The organism is Variovorax nitratireducens (assembly GCF_051216545.1).
In the GTDB taxonomy this organism is placed as follows: Bacteria; Pseudomonadota; Gammaproteobacteria; order Burkholderiales; family Burkholderiaceae_C; genus Variovorax.
Genome location: NZ_JBPJZO010000013.1, coordinates 148,661 through 171,582, shown reverse-complemented (window position 1 = coordinate 171,582; position 22,922 = coordinate 148,661). Strand labels below are relative to the sequence as shown.

At 62.8% G+C, this 22,922-nt stretch carries 23 protein-coding genes and 1 pseudogene; 9 read left to right on the top strand and 15 right to left on the bottom strand.

The annotated features are described in order from the left end of the window. A pseudogene (locus tag ACSFA8_RS24010) lies at positions 1–1,009 on the bottom strand (efflux RND transporter permease subunit); the annotation flags it as partial. Between the two features lie 392 nt (positions 1,010–1,401). Between ACSFA8_RS24010 and ACSFA8_RS24005 the strand changes: the two are divergent. The 3 genes from ACSFA8_RS24005 to ACSFA8_RS23995 are packed head-to-tail and all read left to right on the top strand — an operon-like array spanning position 1,402 to position 2,838. Then, positions 1,402–1,953: a hypothetical protein gene (locus ACSFA8_RS24005; RefSeq protein ID WP_435481980.1), complete on the top strand. Its 552-nt coding sequence runs from the start codon at positions 1,402–1,404 to the stop codon at positions 1,951–1,953. A gap of 1 nt (position 1,954) precedes the next feature. Continuing rightward, complete coding sequence (locus ACSFA8_RS24000) at positions 1,955–2,503, top strand: helix-turn-helix domain-containing protein (protein WP_435481979.1); 549 nt, start codon at positions 1,955–1,957, stop codon at positions 2,501–2,503. Between the two features lie 41 nt (positions 2,504–2,544). Continuing rightward, positions 2,545–2,838: a hypothetical protein gene (locus ACSFA8_RS23995; protein ID WP_435481978.1), complete on the top strand. Its 294-nt coding sequence runs from the start codon at positions 2,545–2,547 to the stop codon at positions 2,836–2,838. Between the two features lie 424 nt (positions 2,839–3,262). Here the strand turns inward: ACSFA8_RS23995 and ACSFA8_RS23990 are convergent, their stop codons facing one another. The 3 genes from ACSFA8_RS23990 to ACSFA8_RS23980 form a co-directional block, all read right to left on the bottom strand. After that, positions 3,263–4,192, bottom strand: a complete 930-nt coding sequence (locus tag ACSFA8_RS23990) for a DUF2145 domain-containing protein (RefSeq protein ID WP_435481977.1) — start codon at positions 4,190–4,192, stop codon at positions 3,263–3,265. Then, positions 4,189–4,644: a hypothetical protein gene (locus ACSFA8_RS23985; protein ID WP_435481976.1), complete on the bottom strand. Its 456-nt coding sequence runs from the start codon at positions 4,642–4,644 to the stop codon at positions 4,189–4,191. The genes ACSFA8_RS23990 and ACSFA8_RS23985 overlap by 4 nt, the downstream gene beginning before the upstream one ends. A gap of 194 nt (positions 4,645–4,838) precedes the next feature. Next, positions 4,839–5,501 (bottom strand): DUF3313 domain-containing protein, encoded by a 663-nt coding sequence (locus ACSFA8_RS23980; RefSeq protein ID WP_435481975.1) that lies wholly within the window; start codon positions 5,499–5,501, stop codon positions 4,839–4,841. 125 nt (positions 5,502–5,626) lie between these two features. Here ACSFA8_RS23980 and ACSFA8_RS23975 point away from each other — a divergent pair, with 125 nt between their 5' ends. Continuing rightward, the gene (locus ACSFA8_RS23975; protein ID WP_435481974.1) at positions 5,627–6,241 is read left to right on the top strand and encodes a TetR/AcrR family transcriptional regulator; all 615 of its coding nucleotides are present in this window, start codon (positions 5,627–5,629) and stop codon (positions 6,239–6,241) included. 469 nt (positions 6,242–6,710) lie between these two features. Here the strand turns inward: ACSFA8_RS23975 and ACSFA8_RS23970 are convergent, their stop codons facing one another. The 3 genes from ACSFA8_RS23970 to ACSFA8_RS23960 all read right to left on the bottom strand — a co-directional run bounded on the left by ACSFA8_RS23970 (position 6,711) and on the right by ACSFA8_RS23960 (position 9,921). Then, on the bottom strand, positions 6,711–7,154 hold the full coding sequence (locus ACSFA8_RS23970) for a DUF1569 domain-containing protein (RefSeq protein ID WP_435481973.1): 444 nt from the start codon (positions 7,152–7,154) through the stop codon (positions 6,711–6,713). A gap of 937 nt (positions 7,155–8,091) precedes the next feature. After that, complete coding sequence (locus ACSFA8_RS23965; protein WP_435481972.1) at positions 8,092–9,120, bottom strand: ABC transporter substrate-binding protein; 1,029 nt, start codon at positions 9,118–9,120, stop codon at positions 8,092–8,094. 78 nt (positions 9,121–9,198) lie between these two features. Next, on the bottom strand, positions 9,199–9,921 hold the full coding sequence (locus ACSFA8_RS23960; RefSeq protein ID WP_435481971.1) for a GntR family transcriptional regulator: 723 nt from the start codon (positions 9,919–9,921) through the stop codon (positions 9,199–9,201). A 113-nt stretch (positions 9,922–10,034) separates the two neighbouring features. On the opposite strand from ACSFA8_RS23960, the gene ACSFA8_RS23955 reads away from it, so the two are divergent. From ACSFA8_RS23955 to ACSFA8_RS23940, 4 genes are read left to right on the top strand one after another with little or no spacing between them, the layout of a single operon-like run. Further along, positions 10,035–10,856 (top strand): ABC transporter ATP-binding protein, encoded by an 822-nt coding sequence (locus ACSFA8_RS23955; protein WP_435481970.1) that lies wholly within the window; start codon positions 10,035–10,037, stop codon positions 10,854–10,856. Beyond that, positions 10,853–11,629 (top strand): ABC transporter permease, encoded by a 777-nt coding sequence (locus ACSFA8_RS23950; protein ID WP_435481969.1) that lies wholly within the window; start codon positions 10,853–10,855, stop codon positions 11,627–11,629. The genes ACSFA8_RS23955 and ACSFA8_RS23950 overlap by 4 nt, the downstream gene beginning before the upstream one ends. A 36-nt stretch (positions 11,630–11,665) precedes the next feature. Then, a complete protein-coding gene (locus ACSFA8_RS23945) occupies positions 11,666–12,088 on the top strand; it encodes a cupin domain-containing protein (protein ID WP_435481968.1) in 423 nt (140 codons plus the stop codon). 31 nt (positions 12,089–12,119) lie between these two features. Next, entirely contained in the window at positions 12,120–12,737 is a 618-nt protein-coding gene (locus ACSFA8_RS23940) for a flavin reductase family protein (protein WP_435481967.1), read from the top strand. Positions 12,738–12,751: 14 nt separating this feature from the next. On the opposite strand, the gene ACSFA8_RS23935 is transcribed toward ACSFA8_RS23940, so the two are convergent. The 8 genes from ACSFA8_RS23935 to ACSFA8_RS23900 form a co-directional block, all read right to left on the bottom strand. Beyond that, positions 12,752–13,738, bottom strand: coding sequence for a PDR/VanB family oxidoreductase (locus ACSFA8_RS23935; RefSeq protein ID WP_435481966.1), 987 nt, complete (start codon positions 13,736–13,738; stop codon positions 12,752–12,754). After that, on the bottom strand, positions 13,735–14,496 hold the full coding sequence (locus ACSFA8_RS23930; RefSeq protein ID WP_435481965.1) for a hypothetical protein: 762 nt from the start codon (positions 14,494–14,496) through the stop codon (positions 13,735–13,737). Before ACSFA8_RS23930 ends, ACSFA8_RS23935 begins: the two co-directional genes overlap by 4 nt. Further along, positions 14,493–16,115, bottom strand: a complete 1,623-nt coding sequence (locus ACSFA8_RS23925; protein ID WP_435481964.1) for an ATP-dependent acyl-CoA ligase — start codon at positions 16,113–16,115, stop codon at positions 14,493–14,495. The genes ACSFA8_RS23930 and ACSFA8_RS23925 overlap by 4 nt, the downstream gene beginning before the upstream one ends. Positions 16,116–16,133: 18 nt before the next feature. Then, positions 16,134–16,502 carry a Zn-ribbon domain-containing OB-fold protein gene (locus tag ACSFA8_RS23920; RefSeq protein ID WP_435481963.1) on the bottom strand — a complete coding sequence of 123 codons (369 nt, stop codon included), beginning with the start codon at positions 16,500–16,502 and terminating at the stop codon, positions 16,134–16,136. Then, positions 16,496–17,671 (bottom strand): thiolase family protein, encoded by a 1,176-nt coding sequence (locus ACSFA8_RS23915; RefSeq protein ID WP_435481962.1) that lies wholly within the window; start codon positions 17,669–17,671, stop codon positions 16,496–16,498. Before ACSFA8_RS23915 ends, ACSFA8_RS23920 begins: the two co-directional genes overlap by 7 nt. 50 nt (positions 17,672–17,721) lie before the next feature. Next, entirely contained in the window at positions 17,722–18,699 is a 978-nt protein-coding gene (locus ACSFA8_RS23910; protein ID WP_435481961.1) for a Bug family tripartite tricarboxylate transporter substrate binding protein, read from the bottom strand. Then, entirely contained in the window at positions 18,696–20,072 is a 1,377-nt protein-coding gene (locus ACSFA8_RS23905) for an aromatic ring-hydroxylating oxygenase subunit alpha (RefSeq protein ID WP_435481960.1), read from the bottom strand. The genes ACSFA8_RS23910 and ACSFA8_RS23905 overlap by 4 nt, the downstream gene beginning before the upstream one ends. 534 nt (positions 20,073–20,606) lie before the next feature. Continuing rightward, positions 20,607–21,173, bottom strand: a complete 567-nt coding sequence (locus ACSFA8_RS23900) for a MarR family winged helix-turn-helix transcriptional regulator (protein WP_435481959.1) — start codon at positions 21,171–21,173, stop codon at positions 20,607–20,609. A 140-nt stretch (positions 21,174–21,313) separates the two neighbouring features. Between ACSFA8_RS23900 and ACSFA8_RS23895 the strand changes: the two genes are divergently transcribed. After that, positions 21,314–22,921 (top strand): FAD-dependent monooxygenase, encoded by a 1,608-nt coding sequence (locus ACSFA8_RS23895; protein ID WP_435481958.1) that lies wholly within the window; start codon positions 21,314–21,316, stop codon positions 22,919–22,921. The last annotated feature ends 1 nt before the right edge of the window (position 22,922 follow it).

The following is a 22,922-nucleotide window of genomic DNA, read 5'->3' as shown; positions in this document are numbered from 1 at the left end:
GGTCCAGTTCCTCGACCAGCTTGTCCTGCGTCATGCCGGCGCGCCACTGTTCGCGCGGCTTGAACTGGATGGTGGTTTCGAACATCTCCATCGGCGCTGGGTCGGTGGCCGACTCCGTCCGCCCGGCCTTGCCGTAGACGCTGGCCACTTCCGGCACCGTCTTGATCAGGCGGTCGGTCTGCTGCAACAGCTCGCCGGCCTTGCCTGTCGACAGGCCGGGCAGCGCCGAAGGCATGTAGAGCAGGTCGCCCTCGTCCAGGCGCGGCATGAACTCCCTGCCGATGTGCTGCAGCGGCCACATGCTCAGCACCAGCACGACCGCGGCGCCCCACAAGGTCAGCTTCGGCCAGCGCAGCACCGCGTCCAGCAGCGGTCGGTAGACCGCGATCAGAAGCCGGTTGAGCGGATTGGTTTTCTCATCGGGGATCTTGCCGCGGATCAGGTAGCCCATCAGCACCGGGATCAGCGTCACCGCCAGCCCCGCCGCTGCCGCCATGGCATAGGTCTTGGTGAAGGCCAGCGGGGAGAACATGCGTCCTTCCTGGGCTTTGAGCGTGAATACCGGGATGAACGACAGCGTGATGATCAGCAGCGAAAAGAACAGGGCGGGCCCGACTTCGGCGGCCGAGTCGGCCACGACGCGCCAGTGGCTCTCGCCGCGCAGACTCTGGCCGGGGTGATCGTGGTTCCACTGCTCGATGTGCTTGTGGGCGTTCTCGATCATCACCACCGCCGCATCGACCATCGCGCCAATGGCGATCGCGATGCCGCCCAGCGACATGATGTTGGCATTGACGCCCTGGTAGCGCATCACGATGAACGCCGCCAGGATGCCGATCGGCAGCGAGACGATCGCGACAAAGGCGGAGCGCAGGTGGAACAGGAAGATGAAACACACGACCGCCACGACGAGGAATTCCTCGAGCAGCTTGAAGCCGAGGTTGCGCACCGCACGCTCGATCAGGTTCGACCGGTCGTAGGTCGGAACGATCTCCACCCCCTTGGGCAGGACTACCCTGGCCGAATTCGCCGAAGCCAACGGATGGGGGACTTTCCGGACACCGACCGGCTCGAGGCCTGTGAAGTGGGCCCCTCGGCGGAGAGCAGGGAAGGGCGGTTCGGGCCACACCTCGCGGCGCGGCCGCTTCATCGAGCGGCAACTCGAAGGCCTGTGCTGGCTGCGGGGCACGCAGCGTCCGCGGCCGGGCGACAGCGCAAGCGTCTGGCGCAGTCCGCTTGCCAACCGGGCCGGCAATCGGATCCTCGCCGCACTTGCCGAGCGCATCAACGGCATCGGCGCGCGCGGTGGCGCTAGGTGCAGGGGGAGCGGCAGACGCGATGCGAGGATCAAATCGCGGCGGGACGACGACGCGGTCTCACAAGACGGAGGTGCCATCTTGGATGAAAACACCTTTGAGCGCCTTTCGTCCGGCGCGAACGCGTTGGTTGACGATCCATCGTCAGCGCTTCAGGATGGCCATTGGCCAACAAAAAGATTCCATATCTGTTATATTTTGCGGAGCGGACACCGAGATGCCATCGACGCAAAAACTCCGGCTGATTGCGTGGGCTTGGGAGTCACCCTACGAGCATGCTTTTCCGGAGGCGGGCTTCAGGCCATTGCTGGCGCGCATGCAATCGCCCGCGGTGAACAGCGGCGTCCTGGATCTTGTGGAATGGTTGAAGTACAGAACACTCGACGGTGTCGTCTACGAGGACACGCGGGTGCATCCGGCCGAGCCGCCCGAACTGATGTGCGAGATTCATGTGGTGCCGTCCACTCGTCGCTCTGTGTTTCTGGGCGTTGCGTACGACGCACGCGCGATGCCGGACGCGCTTGCGACGTGCTATCTGATGGGCCTTTGGAGCGCGTCGGACGGCGTGAACACCGCCGACTTCGTCGCGGCCGCCAAGGCAGCGTTGGTAAGTGCGCAATTGAAAGAAGGGCATTGAGATGACCAGCATGCGAGAAACCACTGCCGCTGAATTGCTAGGCGATGCGATACAGGACGAGGGCTTCGCCGCGGAGTACGAGAAAAATCGTTTGCGCCTTGTCCTGAGCGAAGCCTTGTTTCGGTTGCGCAAGAGTTTGGGACTCACGCAAACAACGCTTGCGCAGCGCGTTGGGTGGCGCCAGCCTTATGTGGCGCGCCTGGAAGGCAACCCGTCAGAGTCTGCTGCTGCCATGGAGCGCCTTGAGAAGTTCGCGAACGCCTGTGGTGCATCGACGGTGCTTCTGTTTGTCGATCAGCGCACCGGCACTATTCGGGAGAGCGTTGCAGTCGGGCCGAAACAGAGTTTGCGGGAAGTGGCCGCGCAGTGGGTGGGAACCCCCGTTTCGTCGATCGAGGAATCAGGGGCTCGCATCGAATTGGAAGAGATGCAGGCGGTGGTGAGCGCGGTCGAAGAAACCAGCGTTGCGCTAGGCGCTGCAACTCAGCGGCTCAGATCGCAGTTGGAAGCAATCCGAGAGCACGAAGCGCATGCGCCTCTTGGGGGCTAGCGTCTCTATCGGCGTTCAGTATCCGACGGCGGGCCTGTCCTGTGACGCTTGAACAATTCGCCAACTTCGCGGGAGCAGCGGGCACGTGCGCGCTGGCGTGGCCCAGCTTCGCGGCCGCAAGGCTGGTGTGGCAGCTCAAACGAGGACAAGGGATTGCAACGTCGATCCCTCAGGATCAGGATCGATTGCGGCAGTGGGCCAGCGATGCGAACAACACCATCGACCAAATCAGGAACGCGTGGAAGACGCGCGAAGCCATCGCGCTCTTCGGCGGGTTGGCATTGACGTTCCTCTCTTACGCGCTCCCCCTTGCGCGACAGATGGGATGGGTCTAGCCATCTCCGAGATGTCTTGTCGTCGGGACGCAACCACTGACCTGACTTTGGCGGCGCCCGGCCCGAAACGATTCTGCGACTTTGCCGGGCATGTTGATGATCGGACGGGCCCGTAGCTCGCGAAACGGTCTCCTTGGACTTGTATCGCCCCTGCGAGGAAGAGACCGGCTCAGATGCTGAGGCTTGAGGGCCTCGGGATCGTCCGAAGATCCCTGCTGCGAGCCCGAGCAGCCGATCAGACTCGCCCCGACAGGGCCGAGCGTAGCAGCGCTCTGTGCCTAGCGACCACTTTCAGAATGCGCCAGATGAATCACGCGGTCGCGGGCGTCAGTTCGAACCAGTTCAACAGGTCGTCGGCGGTGCGAATCATGGTGTGCATTGACGGGCGCATTCGTGTTTTCTCCGGGTGTTGGCGGTGCGTCTGCTAGTCGAGCTGCAAGACGCGATCACCGCCGCTCGGCCGACAGCCATCGGCGATGGGTGTCCAGCCGCGGTGCACGACCACCTGCTTGCCGTCATGGCATAACTCGATGCGGTCGCTCTCGGGCAGCTGTTCGCGCACGAAGGTCTCGACGGTCGAGGGCAGGCTGACTCGCAGTTTCAGCGCGTAGCGGTCTTCCTCCGGATGGTCGTCCAGATGCAGCAGTGGCACGAAGCTCGACGCGAACATGAGCGCATGCGAGCCGACGTCGACCGGTTTGGGCGCGTAGGGTGCCAGGCGCAGCCAGTTCTGCGCGCGTTCGCGCAGATCGTCTCCGTCGGGCAGATTGCCCCACGCGACGGCGAGCAGCTCCATGACCCACTGGTTGCAGTTCTGGTAGCGCAGGCTGAACGGATAGGCATTGGCGCTGTAGGTTGCGGCGAGTAGGTGCAGCGCGCGTGGTTTGTCGAGCGCCGCGCGTCGCAGCGTCTGGGCCGCGTCGGCGGGGAGTCGCACGATCGAGATGTAGCTCAGCGTGGGATCGTCGATGCCCATTACGAACCCCGTCAGGCCCTGGTCGTAGATCCGCGGGCGGCCTTCGTCGCAGGCGTAGTACAGCTGGCGGGCAGACCAGGCGTCATTCTCGTCGCGCCACGCGATGGCGGCGTGGGAGTATCGAATGTGAAATCGCGAAAGATCGAGCCCGGAACGGCTGATCAGCACGGCACCGTCGCCGGAGGCGGAGAGCTCGTCGCGCACGACGGCGGCAAGGCGCAGCAATCGATCCTGCTGGTCTGCGGTCAACGGCTTCGTGTGATCGCAGAACTGCGAGGAAGCCAGCGGTCCCGCCCCGCCTGGCGCCGCTTGCGCCGTGCTCCAGGCGAGAGCGAGAACTGCTGCGAGCCCAAGCGCGAGCCGGCGCACGACGCTCAAAGGCTGACGGGGCGGGCGGCCAGCTCCCCGTACAAATCGTCGGCGAGCACCAGGTAGAACGCCTGGCGGTTGTCGCTGCGCGCGAATGCCGTTCCGTAGGCGCGCTGTTGTGCATGCACGAAGTCGCCAGGGCCAAGGCGTTCCTTCGTGAAGGTGGCTTGCGGCAGCTCGAGCACGATGCGCTGCTGCGTATCGTCGTTTTGCATCGCGACGCGCGTGAAGCCGGCGCGGTCTGTAGCCTCCGCGACCGCGGTGATGCGGTAGTCGCCCTCGGCCACCTTGTCGCCGTCGAACGAGCTCTTGCTAGAGCCGCGCAGCGATGCGGACGCGCTGCCGCTGGACGCAGAGCCCGCACTGGAAGCCAGGGATGTGAAGACTTCGGCCTTCGCGTTGAAGGCGAGTGCAAGGCAGGCGGCCATGCATGCGAGGCGGAAGTTCCGGGTGAAGGTCATGAAGTGCTCCTGCAGTGGGTGATGATTCATTCGGCGCGGAAGATGCCGCGTCTGGATCGGGCGACTGTCGCTTAGGCCCGTTGCAGTTGGATGCAGAACCTCCGCAAATGCCGCGCGAGCGTCCTCCTCGTCGCTTTGATGGCCTGACGTATCCGGTGAATGGTGTCCATGTGGGTCAGTCTCCGAGATCCGCGTCACTGCAAGTAGGCGACCAGCTGATCGGCGCCTTTTTCGATGCCTACGACGGACGCACTTCTGGCTCCGATACCGGCCTTGAGGTTCCAGGCATTGGGGTACTGCTTGGCGACGTAGGCGCCGAGCAGCTCATTGGTCGAGGCGTCGTAGATCTCGACGGCAAAGCTGACGGAGCCCGTCATGGCGCCCTCCCTGCCGCGGACGGCCTGCACGGCGTTGTAGGGCCCGCCCATGAGGTCGAATCGGGAGAAGGTGCTGAGCACGACCGTGTTCGTCTTGGCGCCGGTGAGCGTCAGCTTGATCCGCAATGCACTGGCATTCCGGCCTGGAGCGCCCCTGAAGTGGGCATTCAGTTTTTCCCTGAACTGGTCTCGCATGTTGCGGGCGAGGAATGCCTTGTCGTCTTCCGACACATCGTCGAACTGGGCGTCGCTGCCGCGATAGATGGCGACCGGATCGAGGATGAAGGCCGAATAGCGTCGCCAGTCGACCTGGGTCTTGTATTCGAATGGGATACGGCCGGAGTCATCGTTCTGACTGGGGCGCAACTGGCTCGACGACGGGATGCCCGCGTAAGGAATGGGCTGCGTACTGCTGCACGCACCAAGGATCAGGCAGACCGCGAGTGAGGCAGTCGTTGAAGTTTTGAGAAGGGCGGGCATGGATACCTCAGGTTGATTGGGATGCCGAGAATTATATGAACTGTACATTACGGTTCATTATTGATTTCGGGAATCCATGCTGTCAAGAAAAATGTACAGTTGGGTATTCTTTCGAAGTAGACGTGATGAAGGTAAGAACGGAAATCCGCCGCAACGCCATCCTTGAGGCGGCACTGGCACTGTTTAGGGAGCAGGGATACGAACGGGCGTCGATGAATGAGCTTGCCAAGCGTCTTGGCGGATCGAAGGCCACGCTCTACGGGTACTTCCCCTCGAAGGAGGAACTATTCACGGCGGTAGTGAAGAGCGTCGCCACATCGCACTTGGCGGCGGCGCCGGCGGCGTTGCTGGAAGTGAGTGGTGATGCCACGCTCGAGTCACTGTTGACGAGCTTTGGCGAGCGAATGCTGTCTGTGCTGAGCAACGATGCCGATGCGCTCGCGGTCTATCGGATGGTCATTGCCGAAGCCGGGCATTCCAATGTGGGGCAGTTGTTCTACGAATCGGGTCCGACCGAGTTCATCCAGACGCTCGCCCGGCTGATGGCATCTGCCATGGAATACGGCGAGCTGCGCCGTGCAGATCCCCTCGTGACTGCGATGCAGTTCTCCGCACTGGTGACGGCGGAGACCCAGATTCGTCTGTACCAGGCCGATCCTTCACCGCTGTCGGAAGACCAGATTCAAGCAATGGTTCGGCGCGCTGTGGAGATATTCCTCGCTGGCGCCGTGCCCCGGTAGGTTGCGAAGGGTGCGCGCCGCCAGGGATGCAAATGGGCGATGGAGGCTGGTCTATTGATGACGCCACGCCTTCCATCGGTTTCACCCATAGGCTTCAGCATATTGATGAGCTTTATGAGAGACATAGATCACAAGGTCTGCGAGTCTCGCAAGCACCGTGCTCGAATTCGGACAGGGACTTCGGACAGGTTAGCCCAGCTTATTTCGACGGCCTGACCGCCGCGTGCCTTGCCCACGGCTTTTCGCCCAGGGCGATCCACAAGACCCACAGCGGCGATTCGCAGGTCGTGCTCGTCGGATGCAGGCAGGGGGTTGCACTCGTGCCCGCACCCATGGAAAAACTCCCGCCACGAGAACATGGTGCTCTGCCCGCTGAAAGAGAACCTGCAGGTGGTGACGACGGTCGTGGCCTGGCGCAAGACAATGCGCCACTCGCGCAGGAAGTCGCGTCCCTGCTCGGCAGCGCGCGTCAGCGGGCGTCTACCAGCTCCCAGTGATTCGCCAGATGCATGAGGTGAGCGCGCGTGTATTCGGATTTACCCAGTGCGCCGTAGGCGAAGTGAGGTGCGAGCGTCGTGCTGTGTCGTTCGAATCGATTCAATGCGTCCACCAGGTGCTCCACCGCAGCGTTCAGCGGCTGGCCCGAAGCAATCACCGGTGCGCCGGGTATCGGCTCTTCCAGTCCATGACTCATCTTGCCGCGCGCCGAAAACACTGCAAACGCCATGCTGCCCAACGAGGCGCGAAACCAGGCAGGTTTCAGCTGTGGAAAGCCTTCCAGGGAGTATTCGATGCTTTGCGCAGAGTGGTGCAACACGTGAGCCAGATCCCAGCCCGAGTGGGTATGCAGCGGCGCCTCGCGCAGGCGCTCGAGCGTGCGCATGGCGTGAGCAAGGTCGGAAAATCCATTCATGGCAATCGGTTGGTTGGAACGCGCGGTGACGTATCTGACGCCTGCGGCGGCGGTGCCCGCCAGCAGAGCGCGTCGGGACGCGAGACAGGGCGGACATCCGCGAGGTGAGTGTTCATATGTGCTGGATGGTATGTCTCGGGGAGCATCAAAACTGTCAAATTTGCGACGGTCTTGACCGTGCCGCGGCTATGAGCGCGCTGGCGCCGCGCCGCGCCGCGCCGTGGTGCTGCGCCACATGAACTGTGTGTTGTCGAAGATTGCACGTACGGCCGCCTGAACTTCCCGACCCACGGCGCCGCTGGTCAATCCGCTCATTTGAGCGACACCTGTGGTGAACTATTCTCCGATCGCCATGACAGCCACATCCGCGAGATAGCAAGGTGTACAGGCCTGTCTCGCAGCACCGTAAAGAAGTTTGGGATGCTGCCGAAAAACGAAGACGCCGAAGAACTCGCGGCTGCTGCCTAGGGCAAGGCCTTGGATGTGCGCGTTGTCGTTTGCAAGAGGGGGCGGCGATGGGCCCGCTGTGGCTGCGCAGGTCGCAAGCATCGGCATCCGCTACGCCGCGGCCCCCCGGCTGGATCGACTACGCCGGCGCATCTCGTGAGCATCGGAGCCGCTGCGACGATGTGCATGCATGCCCATTCCGCATTCGGAGAGTGCGACCGTCTAGCCCCACATCTTCATGACCACCTCCGAAGAGGCTTCGCCTCTCGAGAAGACGAAGTCCTGAACAAGCCGAACAAGTTCTCAACCGAGGTTTGCCAGCGCGCGGTGAAGATGGTGCTGGAGCAACGAGGGGAGCACTCCGCAGCGCCAAGCGCAAAGCAATCGAGGAGCGCTTGGTAATCCGCGCCACTTCAAGCCTTGAAGATCGAGTCCTGTCGGCAAGGGGCGCTCAGAACCGCGGTGATGCAGCCAATACGTTTCGGTCTGATCAGGGTTTGATGGGCGGCTCGGGCAGGAACCCGTCGACGAACATCTGATCCACCGTTGGTGGCGTTCCGGGGACGGTAACGTTCTGGCTGATGAAGCCGACCGTTCGCGCGAGCTTGTCGCGCGACAGCGTTCCAAAACCGCGCGCCTCGACCTCCGGTGTGATCGCAATGCGTCGAAGGATCTTCAACTCCTCAACGATGATTGTTGGATCCAGGGCCTTGAGGTACTGCGTCTGAATTTTCGCAGCTTCCTCGGGGTTGGCGAGAGCGTACTTCCATCCTCGGAGAGCCGCCCTGACAAAACCACGCACGGCCGCCGGATTCTTCTTCAGAAACTCCTCGCGTACGCCGATGCTGTTGGCATAGATGTCCAGGCCATGATCTGCCAGCAGCAGGCAGGTCGGCTGTGCACCATTCGTCGCAGCGCGGCGGATCGATGGCTCTCCCATCAGGAACTGATCGATCGACTGCACCTTGTTGCTGACGAGCATTGGCACGCGGGCAGCACCGTCGATGTTCACAATCTTCAGCGTCGATGGGTCGAGGTTGTTCAGCTTCATGAAAGCGCTGAAGATACGCGGCATGAACGATGCGCTGCTGGAGCCCATCTCCAAGCCGACCATGCCCGCAGGCGACGTGACATTCGCCCCTGGGTTCATGCTGAAGACGCAATAAGGCGCACGTTGATAGATGCCCGCAACAATCCGAACGGAAGAGCCACCGCTGCCGCTCGCGACGAGGCTGGGAATGTCGACGAACCCAAACTCGGTCAAGCCCGTCTCAATGAACCGAATCGCATCTGCAGTGCCTTTAGTGGGCAGGATAGAGACATTGAGTTTCTCTTCCTTGAAGTATCCCTTGGACAAGGCGACGTACCACGGTGCATGTCGACCCAACGGTATGAAATCGAGTGCGAATTTGACGTCCTCCTCATCGGGCGCGGCCTGTGCTGGCGTCGGAGCCAGCGCGGTAGAGACAATGGCCAAGACGGCCAGAGCCGCTGAGACAAGTTGAACGGACAACTTCATGATGCAGTTCCTTTTCTAGAGAGGGCGGTGGGGGAAAGCTTTACGTAGAGTGGAATCTGCAGCGCACCGATGGAGGGGTCAGAGATTCGACGCTTTCAAGATTCGGTTGTGCAATGAAGTCAGGTGCGCGTGCATCGCTTTCCATGCACCTTCTGAATCGCGCTCGACGATTGCCTTGAGCACCGCTTCATGCTCCTGCTGGGTCACTTTGAGCCCGTCGGCGGGCATGATGCGCAGATGCCAGATCAGATCAGAGCGCTCATGCAGAGGGCGCAACGTATCGGTCAGTATCTTGTTGCAGGCCGCGTCGGCAACGACGCCATGAAATGCTCTGTCAATGGCACTGAATAGCTCCCTTTGACGCTGGTGCACCAGAGACGCGGACTGTTTGAGGAGTCGCTGCAGTTCGGCGATCTGATCTTTGTGGATCCGCTGGGCCGCCAGCGCCACGATGTTCGGCTCGATGGCCAGGCGCGCCTCAATCAGCAGGAGGATGTCCTGCAAGGAGTCCGAACGGATCACGAGACCCTTGCGCGGAATGACCTCGATCAACCCGTCCGCCTGAAGCTTGTGTATGGCCTCGTGCACAGGCATGCGACCGAGCCCCGTCATCTCACACAGTGCGGCCTCGTTCAGAAACAGGCCCGGGCGCAACTCCATTGACAGGATGCTGTTCTTGATCAGCTCATAGGCCCGTTGCGTGAGAGAGGGCGCTTTTGGCTTGGAACGCTTCGGCGTGATCGGCGCGCGCGCCGATACCACTTTTGCTTGCGGCAAGGGGCTCATTGATAGACGTGCCATGTTTAGTAATATATCATGTGGTTTTAAAAGAGACAAACAAGCCGCCTCGGCGGCCGCGGTCGGCCAGAGGCGGTACTGCAATCCTACCTACGCTACTCGACGGGAAAAGTGAAATGACATTTGGGGTCATCAATGGAGCACGCAAGGTATTCCCTGCCGCAGAACTGGGTCCGTCCGCGCGAGAGGATCTCGTTGCGCTCGAGGACGCGACCTTCTTCTTTGACGAAGGCGAACTGGTCGCGCTGCTTGGGCCGAGCGGCTGCGGCAAGACCACCCTGCTGCGCATCATTGCTGGGCTGGTCGACCGAACCGCAGGGGAAGTAACCATTGGGGGCCGGAATGTTCGGGGGCCGTATCCCGACTACGGGTTTGTCTTTCAGGCGCCTGGGCTGATGCCATGGCGCACGGTTCTGGACAACGTGCTCTTCCCCATGGAGGTCTTGCGGCGGCGAGACGCCAAAGCGGAGCGCCGCGCGCGCGAGCTGCTTGGGCTGGTGGGGTTGAACGGGTTCGAGGGCTCGCGCCCGCACCAACTGTCGGGCGGCATGCAGCAGCGCGTCTCATTGTGTCGTGCGCTGATTCATCAGCCCAGACTGCTGTTGATGGATGAGCCGTTCGGCGCGCTCGACGAACTGACAAGACTCGATATGAACGATCTGCTGCTCGACGTGCGCAGGGAGACCGGTGCGGCCGTGCTCTTCGTCACACACTCCATTTCCGAGGCCGTTTATCTCGCCGACAAGGTCTTGGTGTTCAGTCGAAGGCCGGCTCGCGTGGTCTGCCAGATCCAGCCCGCGCTGGGCAATCCGCGCCACCGTAGCATGCGATTCGAGACAGCCTTCACGCAAGCGGAGCGAGCGGCGGGAGAGGCGCTGGGCGTGATTCATCCGCCCGTGTCGGTGCGGGAACTCAGCATCGAAGGAGGCGTCCAATGACCGGTCGATTCGTGGCCGCGGGCGGTCGTCTTTCCTATCCGATCGCCGGTGTCATTCTGTTGCTGACCGTCTGGCAACTGGTTTGCATGATTTGGGCGGTGCCCACGGCTGTGCTGCCGACGCCGGTCAAAGTGGCGTACGCCTTTGCCGAGCACTGGCAAGCGATCGTCGAGGAGGGGTGGGTCACGCTCAAGGCGACGTTCTACGGCTTTGCGCTTTCACTGGTGCTCGGCATTCCTCTGGCCGTGGCCGTCACCAGCTTCCGCTGGGTCAACCTGACCTTCTACCCATTGCTCGTGGCCTTGCAGTCCGTGCCGAAGGTCGCCCTTGCGCCAATCTTGCTCGTTTGGCTGGGCACGGGGATGTCATCCAAGCTCGCACTGGCCTGGTTGGTGGCTTTTTTCCCGGTTGTGGTGGACACGGCCGCGGGCTTGCAGTCGACGCCGAAGGAATTGCTCGAACTCGCGCGAAGTCTGCGTGCGTCGCGCTGGCAGGTGTTCCGGATGGTCCGGTTTCCTGCAGCGTTGCCCTTCGTGATCACTGGCGCCAAGGTGGCCGTGACGCTGTCGCTCATCGGGGCTGTGATTGGAGAGTTTGTTGGCGCGGGTGAAGGACTCGGATTCCTGCTGCTGAGCGCGACTTCGCAGATCAATACGCCACTCGCATTCGCTGCGCTTTTTGGTCTTTCCTTTATGGGGATGGCGGTGTACCTCTTGGTGGTGTTGGGCGAGCAGGCGCTTTCGGCCTGGTTGCCGCCGCCGCCGAGCCACTAGTGCCTCCCTTCGATCAACCTACCGAGGAGATATCCCATGTCGTCTACAACTGCACGCCCTGAAGCCGCTGGCGGCGAGGCCCCCGATCTTGTCGAAGTCCTTATCGCTACCCAGACTATGGAGTGGCGTGAGAAGTCCCTCAAGGGCGTCTTTGAGAAAATGCTCTGGCGTGACGAAGCAACCGGTGCATCCATCGCACTGATCAAGTTCGCCAAGGGCACCAGCATTCCCAAGCCCCACAGTCACGCATCCAACCAGTTCATGTACTGCCTGAGTGGCAGGTACGAATACACGACGAGCGGAGTTACGCTCCTGCCCGGGTCGTTCTATTGCAACCCGAAGGGGAAAGTGCATGGGCCGACCCTCGCGCACGAGGAGTCGGTGGTGGTTGAGATCTACGACGGTCCACACTACCCGAAGGTGCCCGACTGGTACACCGATGCCCGCGACGCCACCTGACCAGAGTGCGGTGGCGACCGGGCCAGGTTCCATGCACGCGATAGACCCAAAGGACTTGTCTGGCACGCAGATCTACAAGCTCATGACCGGCGCCGTGGTTCCGCGTCCGGTTGCCTGGGTCGGCACGAGGTCACCCCAGGGCGTGATGAATCTGGCGCCGTTCTCCTCCTTCACTTTTGTATGTCACGATCCACCCATGCTCGCCATCGGGATCGATGCACGACACGCGGCAGTCGACGGGCTCAAGGACACGGCGCGCAACATCCTAGGCACGGGGGAATTCGTTGTGCACATGGCCGATCACAGTCTGCTCGCGGCAGTGCACGCGAGCGCGCGGGAGGTCGGTGCCGATGTCAGCGAGGCCGCGTTGTTCGGCCTGGCGACAGTGGCGAGCGTTCGGATTGCGACGCCGCGTCTGGCGGCCGCGCCGGTGGCCATGGAGTGCGTCCTTTACCAGTGCATCGAACTGGGAAATCAACCCAATCGGTTGATGATCGGCCGGGTGTTGCAGTTCCACGTGCGCGAATCGGTGTTGCGCGAGGGGCGCATTGATTCGGCCCGGTTGGATCCGATCTGTCGACTAGGCGGTCCCTGGTACGGCAGGCTGGGCCAAATTTTGCCCGCTCCCCTTCTCGCGGGCTCCTCCTAAAACGGCCGCGCGCTTCAGAGGTCAAGCACCAGGCGTGGACCTTTTGCGCGGGATACACAGATCTGCATGATCTTGCCGCTGGCCTTCTCCGCCTCGGTAAGAACGTAGTCACGGTGATCGACCTCGCCCTCGAGGACGTTGGTGGCGCAGATGCCGCATTCGCCGCGTTTGCAGTCGGCAAGCACGTCGCACCCGTTGTCGAGGAGGCAGTCGAGGATCGAATGATCCGCGGGCACGGTGAGCGTCTTGCCGCTTTGCTTGAGCACGACCTCGATGGCCCGGTCGCCCGTCTGAGCCTCGGGCGCGGAGAAGAGTTCGAACCGGATGCGATCGGACGGCCAGGCGCGGGCTTGGGTCGCAGAGAGGATCGCATCCAGCATGATCTTCGGACCGCAGACGTAGAGGATTTCGCCCGCATCGCAGCCGTCAAGCAGTTGTGCAATGTCCAGCGGGGCATTGGCCTCCTCGTCGACGTGGAGCTCCAGCGAGTCCGCAAGCAGCATCCGAAGTTCGGGTATGAACGCCATGAGCGCTCGGGTGCGGCCCGCGTACACCATGCGCGCCACACGATTCAGCCGCTTGAGCTCGGTCGCCATGGAGGCAAGCGGCGTGACGCCGATGCCGCCGGCGACCAGAACGGCCGGTGCCTCGTGATCACGGAGGGGAAAGTCATTCTTGGGCGCCTGCACGGTCACTGAGTCGCCGGCCTTGAGCCGATGCATGTGCTTGGATCCGCCTCGGCCCGCATCTTCTCGCCGTACCGCGATGGTGTAGTCGCAGGGAGCAAGCGTCGAGGAGCCGCTCGGGTCGAAGCTGATGAGCGAGTAGTGGCGCCAGTCGCTTAGGCCGGTGGCAAGCGGCACCTGCACCTGGATGTGAGCCCCGGCGCTGAAACTCGGCAGGAGGCCACCATCCGGCGCCCGAAGCACGATGCGACGAATGAAGGGGTTGAGGTCATCGATCGTGGCGACCAAGAGCAGGAGAGTCGAAGGATCGGTCATGGCAGATCCGGCGCCGAGGGCCGGCAGGTCAATGTCTCGAAGGGGAAGTGCAGCGTAGCGCCTTCGAATGCGGGCAAGCGATGGAAATCCTGGCGAAGCAGGTCGCGCACCGGGCTTTGCATCGCGTGGCTCATGGCTTGCGCGCTGTCGAATACGGTCTTGTTGCGTTGCAGGCAGGGCCGTTCTGGCAGCGGCAGCCCACACACCAGCGAGGCGGGGGTGTAGATCTCGATCGCGCGGATGCCAGGGAATTGGGAAAGCAGCAACGGGTGGTAGCGCATGTACGCCTCGTGCCACCTGTTGGGATCGGCAGCAGGACCCGCGTACTCGACCCAGTAGCTCACGCACTCGGCATGTGCGCTGTAACGGGCGGGCTCGGCGACCGGATAGTGCCGTGCGAGCATGCCCTGTTGCGTGGCTTGGGCTCTGGCCAGACTTGGCAGGAACTCCGGGTCGGCAAGGGGAGCGAGATAGCCGCCTGGGCGAAGATGCTGCTCCAGCACAGGCGAGTAGGCGAAGTCGAGCTGCACCACCAGCGAAGGCGAACCCGCGCGATCCGGATAGAAAGGATCGTCTGCCGATGTCGGCAGCATCAGGTGAGCTGCCTGCGTCCCGGGGCAGCCGTTCACCAGCGCGCGCAGCGCGTTGCGCTCGTATGGATCCAGGGGCAAGATCCGGTCGGCTTCCCACACGCAAAACCAGGTCAGCGGTACGTCCGTGGAGCGTTCAAGGGATGCCATGGCGTCGATGCCGGTCACGTGTTGCTTTGGCGCCGGGGTTGGCTGGCGCCCGGGCGTTCCCAGGTGGTCGCGGTCACGCCCGCCTCGCGCAACTTGAATTTCTGGATCTTGCCGTTTTCCGTACGCGGCAAGTCGATGACGACATCGAAGTAGCGCGGCACAGCAAAGTGGGGCAGCCGGCGCTCGCAGTGCATGACGAGCCCGGACAGCTCGATGCGGCGATCCGCATGCAGAACGACCGAGACCATCACCTCGTCCTCGCCCAGCTCTGACTGCACTGGGAAGGCCGCAGCCTGGGCGATGTCGGGATGAGTGAGCAATGCTTGCTCCACCTCGTAGGAGGAGATGTTCTCGCCGCGGCGGCGCATCGCATCCTTCATTCTGTCGACGAACCGAAAGCTGCCGTCAGCCTCGCGCACGACGCGATCTCCGGTATGGAACCACAGGTTGCGCCATGCCTCCACGGTCTTGTCAGCCATGTTGAAGTAGCCACTCGCGAACGCGAACGGCTCATCCGCGCGCAGCAGGAGCTCGCCCGCCTCTCCGGGCTGTACCTCCAGGTCGAATGCATCGGCCACGCGTGCCTGGAAGCCTTCTTTGAGCCACCCCATTGCTCCAAGCCCGGCCACGCCCGGCGAGGTAGAGATCACCACAGAGGTCTCGGTCGAGGCGTAGCCGTCGACGAGAAGCACACCGGTTCGATTCTTGAAGTCCTCTGCCGTCGTACCCGGGGCTCCCCCGCCGAGTCCCACACGCACATTGTGAGTCCGCTCGGCTCCGGAGACAGGTTGAGCCAGAAGCATGGGAATCATGGCGCCGAGCAGATAGACCACCGTTGCGCCGCAAGCCCTGGAGGCGGGCCAGAAGCCCGACGCAGAGAACTTCTCATGGATGACGACCTGGCAACCCGTGATGCTCGCTTGCGCAAACGTGTTGAGGGCGTTGATATGGAACAGCGGAAGGGTGGTGCTGAGCACGTCGCCCTCGGTGACGCCTAGCATGCGCACGCTATTGAAGCCGAACAGGTAGTAGTGTCCGTGGGAGCAGATGACGCCCTTGGCGGGACCGGTCGTCCCCGACGTATACAGAATGGCCAAGGTATCTGACGGCTCCAAATTCTCGGCTGGCACGGTCGATCCGGCCGCGGGATAAGCCACGACGCGAACCCCGCTTATGTGCGCTCGGTCTTGTGCGCCGCATGCGCGATCCGGGATTACCCAGATCGTCTCGAGGGCGGTTTGCGAGAAATCGACACCTTCGAGTCGTTCGAGAAATGCAGCCTCGATGACAAGCAGCTTCGCGCCGCTGTTCTCGATGCAGTACTGGATCTGAGGTCCCTTGGCCGCCGTGTTGATCGGAACCGCCACTGCGCCGATCCACCCGCAACCGGTAAAGACCTCCAACGCTTCGATGCGATTGCCGCACATCAAGGCCACACGGTCGGACTTGGTGACACCTGTGGCGTGAAGGGCAGCGCCGCGCGCGCCGGCGGCTCTAACGGCGTCAGCGTGGGTCCACTGCGTCGATCCCATCGTCAGGAATCGGGCTTCAGGTTGTCGCGCGGCCTGACGTTGCAGCATCCGGGGCAACGTGCGGTCGCGGACGCATTGGGGCTGGAGTGGCGAAGTTGATGGCATGGTGGGCGTGGGGTGCTGTCAGAGGTCGCGAACTTCCGCGTGGAAGAGTCCGTGACGAAGTTGGATCCTGACCTGGGTGCCCGCGGGGAGCATCCGGTCCACGATCACAAAGAGAGCGAGCTGCCCTGCCGCATTCACGCTGGCAATGTGGACAGGCAAGGCTCCGGTCCACGCCGCATCGAAGGTGCGATGCAGCCGGGTCGTGGAAAGGACGACCGCGTCACCGCTGTCGGGTACATATTCGATCTCGGAAGCCAGGCAGCGCGGGCAGAAGGACTGAGGTGGATAGAAGCGATGGCCGCACGCCCGACACCGGGGCAATGCGAAGCCAGTGATCTGAGCGGCGTCGATCAGGGCCTTCATCGCGTTCGACGTGATGCTTACCATGCACCCTCCAGCAATGTTGCTCCGCTGCCGAGGCAGCGGTCGTACACGGCCATGCCGTAGCCGCTGACGGCGCCCCGTCGAGCGCCCTGGACCTGTCGTCCGTGAGCCTGCTGGGACACCTGGCGGAGCACCTCCACGAGGCCGAGATAACCTCCGGCAGCCCCTGCCTGACCGCAGCCAAGCTGGCCGCCGCTGGTGTTCAGCGGGAAGTCCCCCCCGAGTCGCAAGTCCCGATCTCGCACGAGGTGGCGGGCCTGCCCTTGCGCACAGAATCCGAGACCTTCGAGCTGCATGAAGACGATGGCCGGACAGTCGTCGTACGTCGCCACCACGTCGATGTCGTCCGGCTGGCAGCCCGCCGACGCATACAGGCGTTCACACTCGAGCAGCCAGCCGCCGCGCAGCACTGGATGTTCGTTGGGGTAGGCGTTGTGGCGTTCAACCACGCTGAGGATGCGGGCGTAGGGGATACGCAGAGCCTTGGCGTGCGCCTCGCGCAGGACGAGGAAGCCCTCGGCGCCGGCGCAGGGCATCACCAGGTCGAGCTTGTGGAACGGCTCGCTGATTGCAGGCGCAGACAGGTAGTCATCGAGGGTGATCGGCTTGCGCAGTAGCGCATGCTCGCAGCGGCCGGCGTTGTCGCGCTGGGCCACGCACAGTCGACCGAAGTCATCGCGAGAGCTGCCCGTCGCGTCCATGTACTGCCGCGTGACGTGGGCGAATGGCATGGTGGGGCCGCCCGCGCCGTAGGGGAACACCGCGTCGTTGGACGCGACCGAGAAGCCGCTGATGATGTCCTTGAAGCCGTCCGCAGGATTGCTGTCGGCACCGATGCACGCTACGACGGATGCGTCGCCTGCCTGAACGGCGCGAGCAGCCCGGCGCAGCGCCATGACGGCGCTTGCGCCCCCAAACGGCACAGCCTCCAACCAGCCGGGCGAGATGCCCAGCGACAGGGCAAGCGATGCGACCGGATTCGGCGCCAAGGTGAAGCTCGAGGCGGCCAGGCCGTCGATCTCTGCCTTGTCCAAGCCGGACGCGCGCAGCATGGCACGCAGGCACTGCGCGAAGTACCAGTCAGCTGGCTCGCTGCTGTAGCGCGCGTAGGCGACCGACACGGGAGCCGCGATCACAACTCCGCCGAAATCAGAACTGGACTTGGAAGACACGCGCGATCCTTGGTCGAAGGGCAATCGTCGATCGATTCGTCGAGACTTGGTCAGTCGGCACTGATCTTCGCGTCCTTGATGACCTTGCCCCAGCGCTGCGCGTCGGATTGGATTCGTGCCGAGAGTTCGGCCGGCGAGCTGTGGATCGTCTCGAGGCCGATGGGCGCTGTGGCCTCCTGCAGAGCTTGTGACTGGACGATCTTGGTGAACTCAGCGTTGAGCTTGTGAATGATTGCGTCGGGTGTGCCTGTGCGCGCGAACATGCCGAACCAGAACGACAACTCGATGCCCGGGTACCCAAGTTCGGCCAGCGTCGGGATTTCCGGAACCTGGGGCAGGCGCTTGGACGACGCGACGGCGAGCACGCGCAACCGGCCTTCCTTCACGTAGGGAAGGCTGGTGCTGACGGAGTCGAAGAAGAAATCGACGCGATTCGAGAGCAGGTCTACCAAAGCGGGTGCCGAGCCCTTGTAAGGGACATGCGTGCCATCAATACCGGTGCGCGCCTTGAACATTTCTGCGAGCAGTTGCCCGCCGGTACCGACTCCTTGAGACGCGAACATCAGCCCCCCCGGCTTGCTCTTGGATTGCGCGATCAGGTCGGTTAGCGATCGCAGCGGGCTGTCTCGATGCACAACAAGCCAGTGAGGCGTTTGCACGATTGGCGTGATCGGTGCGAAGTCGCTGGGCGCATAGCTGAGCTTGGAGAAGAGGAATGGATTGAGCGCCTGCGATCCCATGTTGCCCATGAACAGCGTGTAGCCGTCGGCGGGCTGGTTCTTGACGGCGGAGATCGCGACCTGGCCGGCAGCGCCTGGCTTGCTGTCGACGATGACAGGTTGGCCTAGCGATTCGCTCAACTTCTGGCCCAAGAGGCGGGCGATGGGGTCTGCGATGCCGCCCGGCGGAAATGGGACGACGATGGTGATCGGCTTCCTGGGGTAGTCCTGCGCCCGCGCGGGCAGCGCAAGCGCGGATACGGCCAGGACGCACGCGGTGCTCAGAAGTTCGCGGCGGGTGTGTGTCATCGTAGGGCTCCAGAGGTTGATGGGATAACGGGGGCGGAAGGAAATGTCTTGGAAACCGTGGCCGGCGCGTCCTGCTGCATCCAGTGCGCCCAGGCACGGAACTGATTGCGCATCAGGATTTCGCTCGTGGCGCTGTGATCGACGGCGGGATCCGCGCTTTCGTCGGCGCGATGAAGGCGGTGCAGGCTGACCCACGGATTGGCACGGGAGTGCAGTGCGCGTTGCATTCCCTCAAACACGTGCACGTCATCGTGGGCGACTGGCGACATCGGCGAATAAACCAGCCGGTTGTAATGCATGGTGCGATCTACCAGTTCGGCAGGCGCACCCTTCAGTTGCAATGCCCAGGCCTCGACGACGATCCGATCCACGCCGAGGGGCCTCACCACCCGCAGGAGTTGGGGCGAGCACTTGAGGGCGAGGCTTGGAAAAAGAATGGCGTTCTGTGGCGCGAAGGACAGAATCTGTCGCGCCTTGTCGGATCCGTGGACGCGCGCGAGCGAATCCTCATACTCGTTCAAAGCGTGATAGCCGGTGTGCAGGCTGGCCTTTGTGCCGAGGATGCTGTGACCGTTGTCCAGCACCCGCGCACCCATGCCACGCACGAAATCCAGTCCGGAGCCAAACGGCAGCAACTGCTCGAGGGCCATCGGCGTGGCAGATTGGTCGACCTCTGCGTCCCACGCGTACTTCGCTGTCACCACGACCGATTCGTGCGTGGAAATGGCGTGGACGGCGTCGTTCACGTTCTCGAGGTACATCTTCCAATTGCAACGAATGGTCGATCGGATGCACCCGCCCACCACAGAGACTTCGCCACCGGGCGACCTGTCGATGAGGTTGTCGATCACCTCCAGCATCCCCCCGGCGTACGCCTCGAAGTCTGGGCCCTCGGGTGAGAGCCTCACGAAGACGAAGCCACGATAGTCGCGTGTCGCCGGCTTCGAGAGGCCTTCACCAGCGGGGCAGGCCCGCACGTTGGTGTGCTCGTACTCTGCACGAAGGGGCATGGAGATCAGCGTGCCATCGAGCTTGTAGGTCCATGCGTGATAGGGACAGCGAATGGCCTTGCCTGTGTTGCCGCTGGTCTCCGAGAGCAGCGTTGCTCCCTTGTGGGCACATCGGTTGTGCAGGATGGACACCGACGCATCGGCTTGCCGGATCATCATGAGTTGCTGACCCGCGATCGTCACCGTGTAGAAGTCGCCGGTGTTCGGAATTTGGCTCGCATGCCCGACGTACTGCCACGTGCGTGCGAACAGCATCTCCTGCTCCAGCGCGAAGAGCTCCGGGTCGATGTAGACGTCGGCATGAACCTGATCGGTACGGATCAGGTCGGCGATCGCCGCTTGGTTGTTGCGATATCTGCTCACGTGGTCTCCGTCGTGGCTGTTTGGACTCCAAATCGAAGACCAAATCCTTTGGGAACGATCAATAACATTCTATGTGACATATCACAAGATCGTCAATGGAGCTTTCGCCGCGAGCGTTTGGCGAAGCGACAGCGTGGATGGCGAGGGCCATGCGATTCGTTTTGCGACCAGTCGACACATCTGCACCCGGGACGCCCTGTGGGGCGACGGACGCTTGCAACCACTGAGCAGGTGCTGGCGCGAAGTCAGTGATGGCACCGCGTCGCGCAGGAGCAAGGCGGCGCTGCAATTTCGCGACCTGTAAGGGCGCATCACGCGCGGCGCGTCACACGCCATGCGCCAAAGCAGTCCGGATTCGCCACAGGTGCAGGGCTCAGAGTGCGGTGCTGCCCGCGGGGTCGCGCCCCCCGAAGTCTTTGGGTCGAAGAGAGGCCCTGGCTGCACCACACCGTGGTGGCAGCACGTGCCATGGTGATTGGGGCAGGGACCGCGATGTGCGTCTGACACGCGCACCGCTGCGAGGCGAGGCTCCTTTCAGGACGGCTTGCCTTCGAAGGGCGTGTCGATGGCCAATAGCAGCTTGCGCAGGCCGCCAGAGATGGCACCCAGTTCTTGCGCAGAAAGCGAATCGGCTAACGCATGCAGTCGGCGCACTCGCGTTTCCAGCGCAGCGTCAATGACGTTGCGGCCCGCATCCGTGAGGGCCAGCAAGATGCCTCTTCGGTCTTCGGGGTGGCGCGTGCGGCGGACGAACCGACGCTCCTCCAGTCGATCCACCAGGGACGTCATGGATCCCGAGGTCAGGATGGCGATTCGGCTGAGTTGGGAGAGCGACTGTGGCTGGGGGTCGTGACGGCGCAGGGCCGCGAGCACCTGAAACTGCGCGCTCGTGATGTCCTGCATCTTGGCGATCCGGGAGAGTTCCTTCTCAAGCAGGCTCGACAGCCGAAGAACGCGCATGAGCGGCGAGAGGCGGTGGATCTGGAGATCCGGGCGGTGCCGATCCCATTCCATCACGAAGTGATCTACGTAGTCGGCCGGATCCAAGTCCGCGGCAGGGGGCGCTTTCGGCTTGCGGGAGGCGGAGAGGGGTCGCGTCATTCCAGTAAGTTTACGCGGTTCAAGTATTCTTCTGCAAAGTATCTTGACATCAAGCGATATCGATCTATCATCCCTTGTCCTGATCTCAACGATGGCGTGGTCTCTCAACGGAGCCGGCCGTTTCTGCGGAGCTTCCAATCTTGAATGCAGCCATTTCCTCATTGCCGAACGCGGGCGGGCGCCCGGTGGCCATCATTGGTGCAGGGCCGATCGGTCTGCTCACAGCACTGGGGCTTGCCCGCTACGGCATCCCTGTGCAGGTCTACGAGGAGGATGGGCAGTTGTCGATGGAAATCAAAGCCGGCACCATCCTTACGCGGACGTTGGAGGTGCTGCGCCGGTATGGCGCCGTGGACAAAGTCCTGGCGTCCTCGCTGCGCATCGACGAGATCGGCGAGGTGGACCGCCGCACGCAGACGGCCCAATTCCCGGTTCCTTTGCACCTGCTCAGTGATGAGACGCGCTTCCCCTTTGTCATCAACATTCCGCAGCACGACTTCGAACCGGTTCTCGCCGAGGAGTTGCGCACGCGAGAGACCGCAAGCCTCCACCTGGGGCACAAGCTGGTCGACTTCCAAGACCGAGGCGACCATGTGTTGCTGCAACTCGACACCCCCGAAGGCGCCAAGACCGTCGAGTGTGCTTGGATGCTGGCGTGCGATGGCGGCCGGAGCATGGTGCGCACGAAGCTGGGCATAGAGGCCGAGGGCTACTCGCTCGATGAAAAGTACGCGCTGGTGGATCTCAAGCTGGATCTGGATATTGGAAACCCGCGCGACTATCCCTATTTGGCCTATTTTTCGGATCCCGAGCAGTGGATGATTCTGGTGCGCCATCCGAAGTGCTGGCGCTTCCTGTATCCACTTTTGCCGGGCCAGGATTCACCGACCGACGCTGAGTTGCTGGAAAAGTCGTTGTCCTTCATCGGCCAAGTGGACAACGTCGAGGTGATCAGCAAGGTCATCTACAACGTACATCATCGCGTTGCAAGCCGCTGGCGCAGCGGCCGCGTCCTGCTGATGGGCGACGCCGCCCATCTCATCACACCCATGTGGGGTCTCGGTATCACCACCGGTGCACTGGATGCGTCGAACCTTCCCTGGCGCCTCAACTGGGTGCTGCGAGGGTGGGCCGACGAGAGCCTCATCGATGGTTATGAGCGCGAGCAGCGGCCCATGGCAATCAATGGATCGGGCCAGGTGGCAGAGGCGGCACGCTTGTACATGGCCCGTCGCAAAGACAGCGCCATCGCAATGACCGACAACAGCTGGGCGAACGCCTACACCCGGGGCCTGCTCGGCGTGAAGCTGGATCTGGAAGGGAAGGGGGGGGGAAGCCTTTTCAAGCGCAGCACTCGACCGGCGATCGAAGTGGGGGATCGGTTGCCCGATCATCCCCTGCATGGCAGCGATGGACGCGCGCTGCGTGCGCATGACCTTTGCCAGGATCGATTTGTCGCGCTGTACTTCACCGACGCACGTCGCCGGCCGCCATTGCCGGGGCACGATTCTCCGGCGCTCGCACACCGTGTTGTCTCGCGATGGGATGCTCCGCACGACAGCGGCCTGCGCGACCGCTCGGTGCTTGATCCTGGGGATGCATTCATGATGCGACTGGGCGTCAAGCCCAACACCCTGGTGCTTGTGCGACCGGATGAGCACGTCGCGGCCGTCTTGCCGATGGACGGCGCGGACGCCGAAGCACTGTATGTACAGATCACAGGCGTGCGTCCGCCCAACGGAGCTTGAC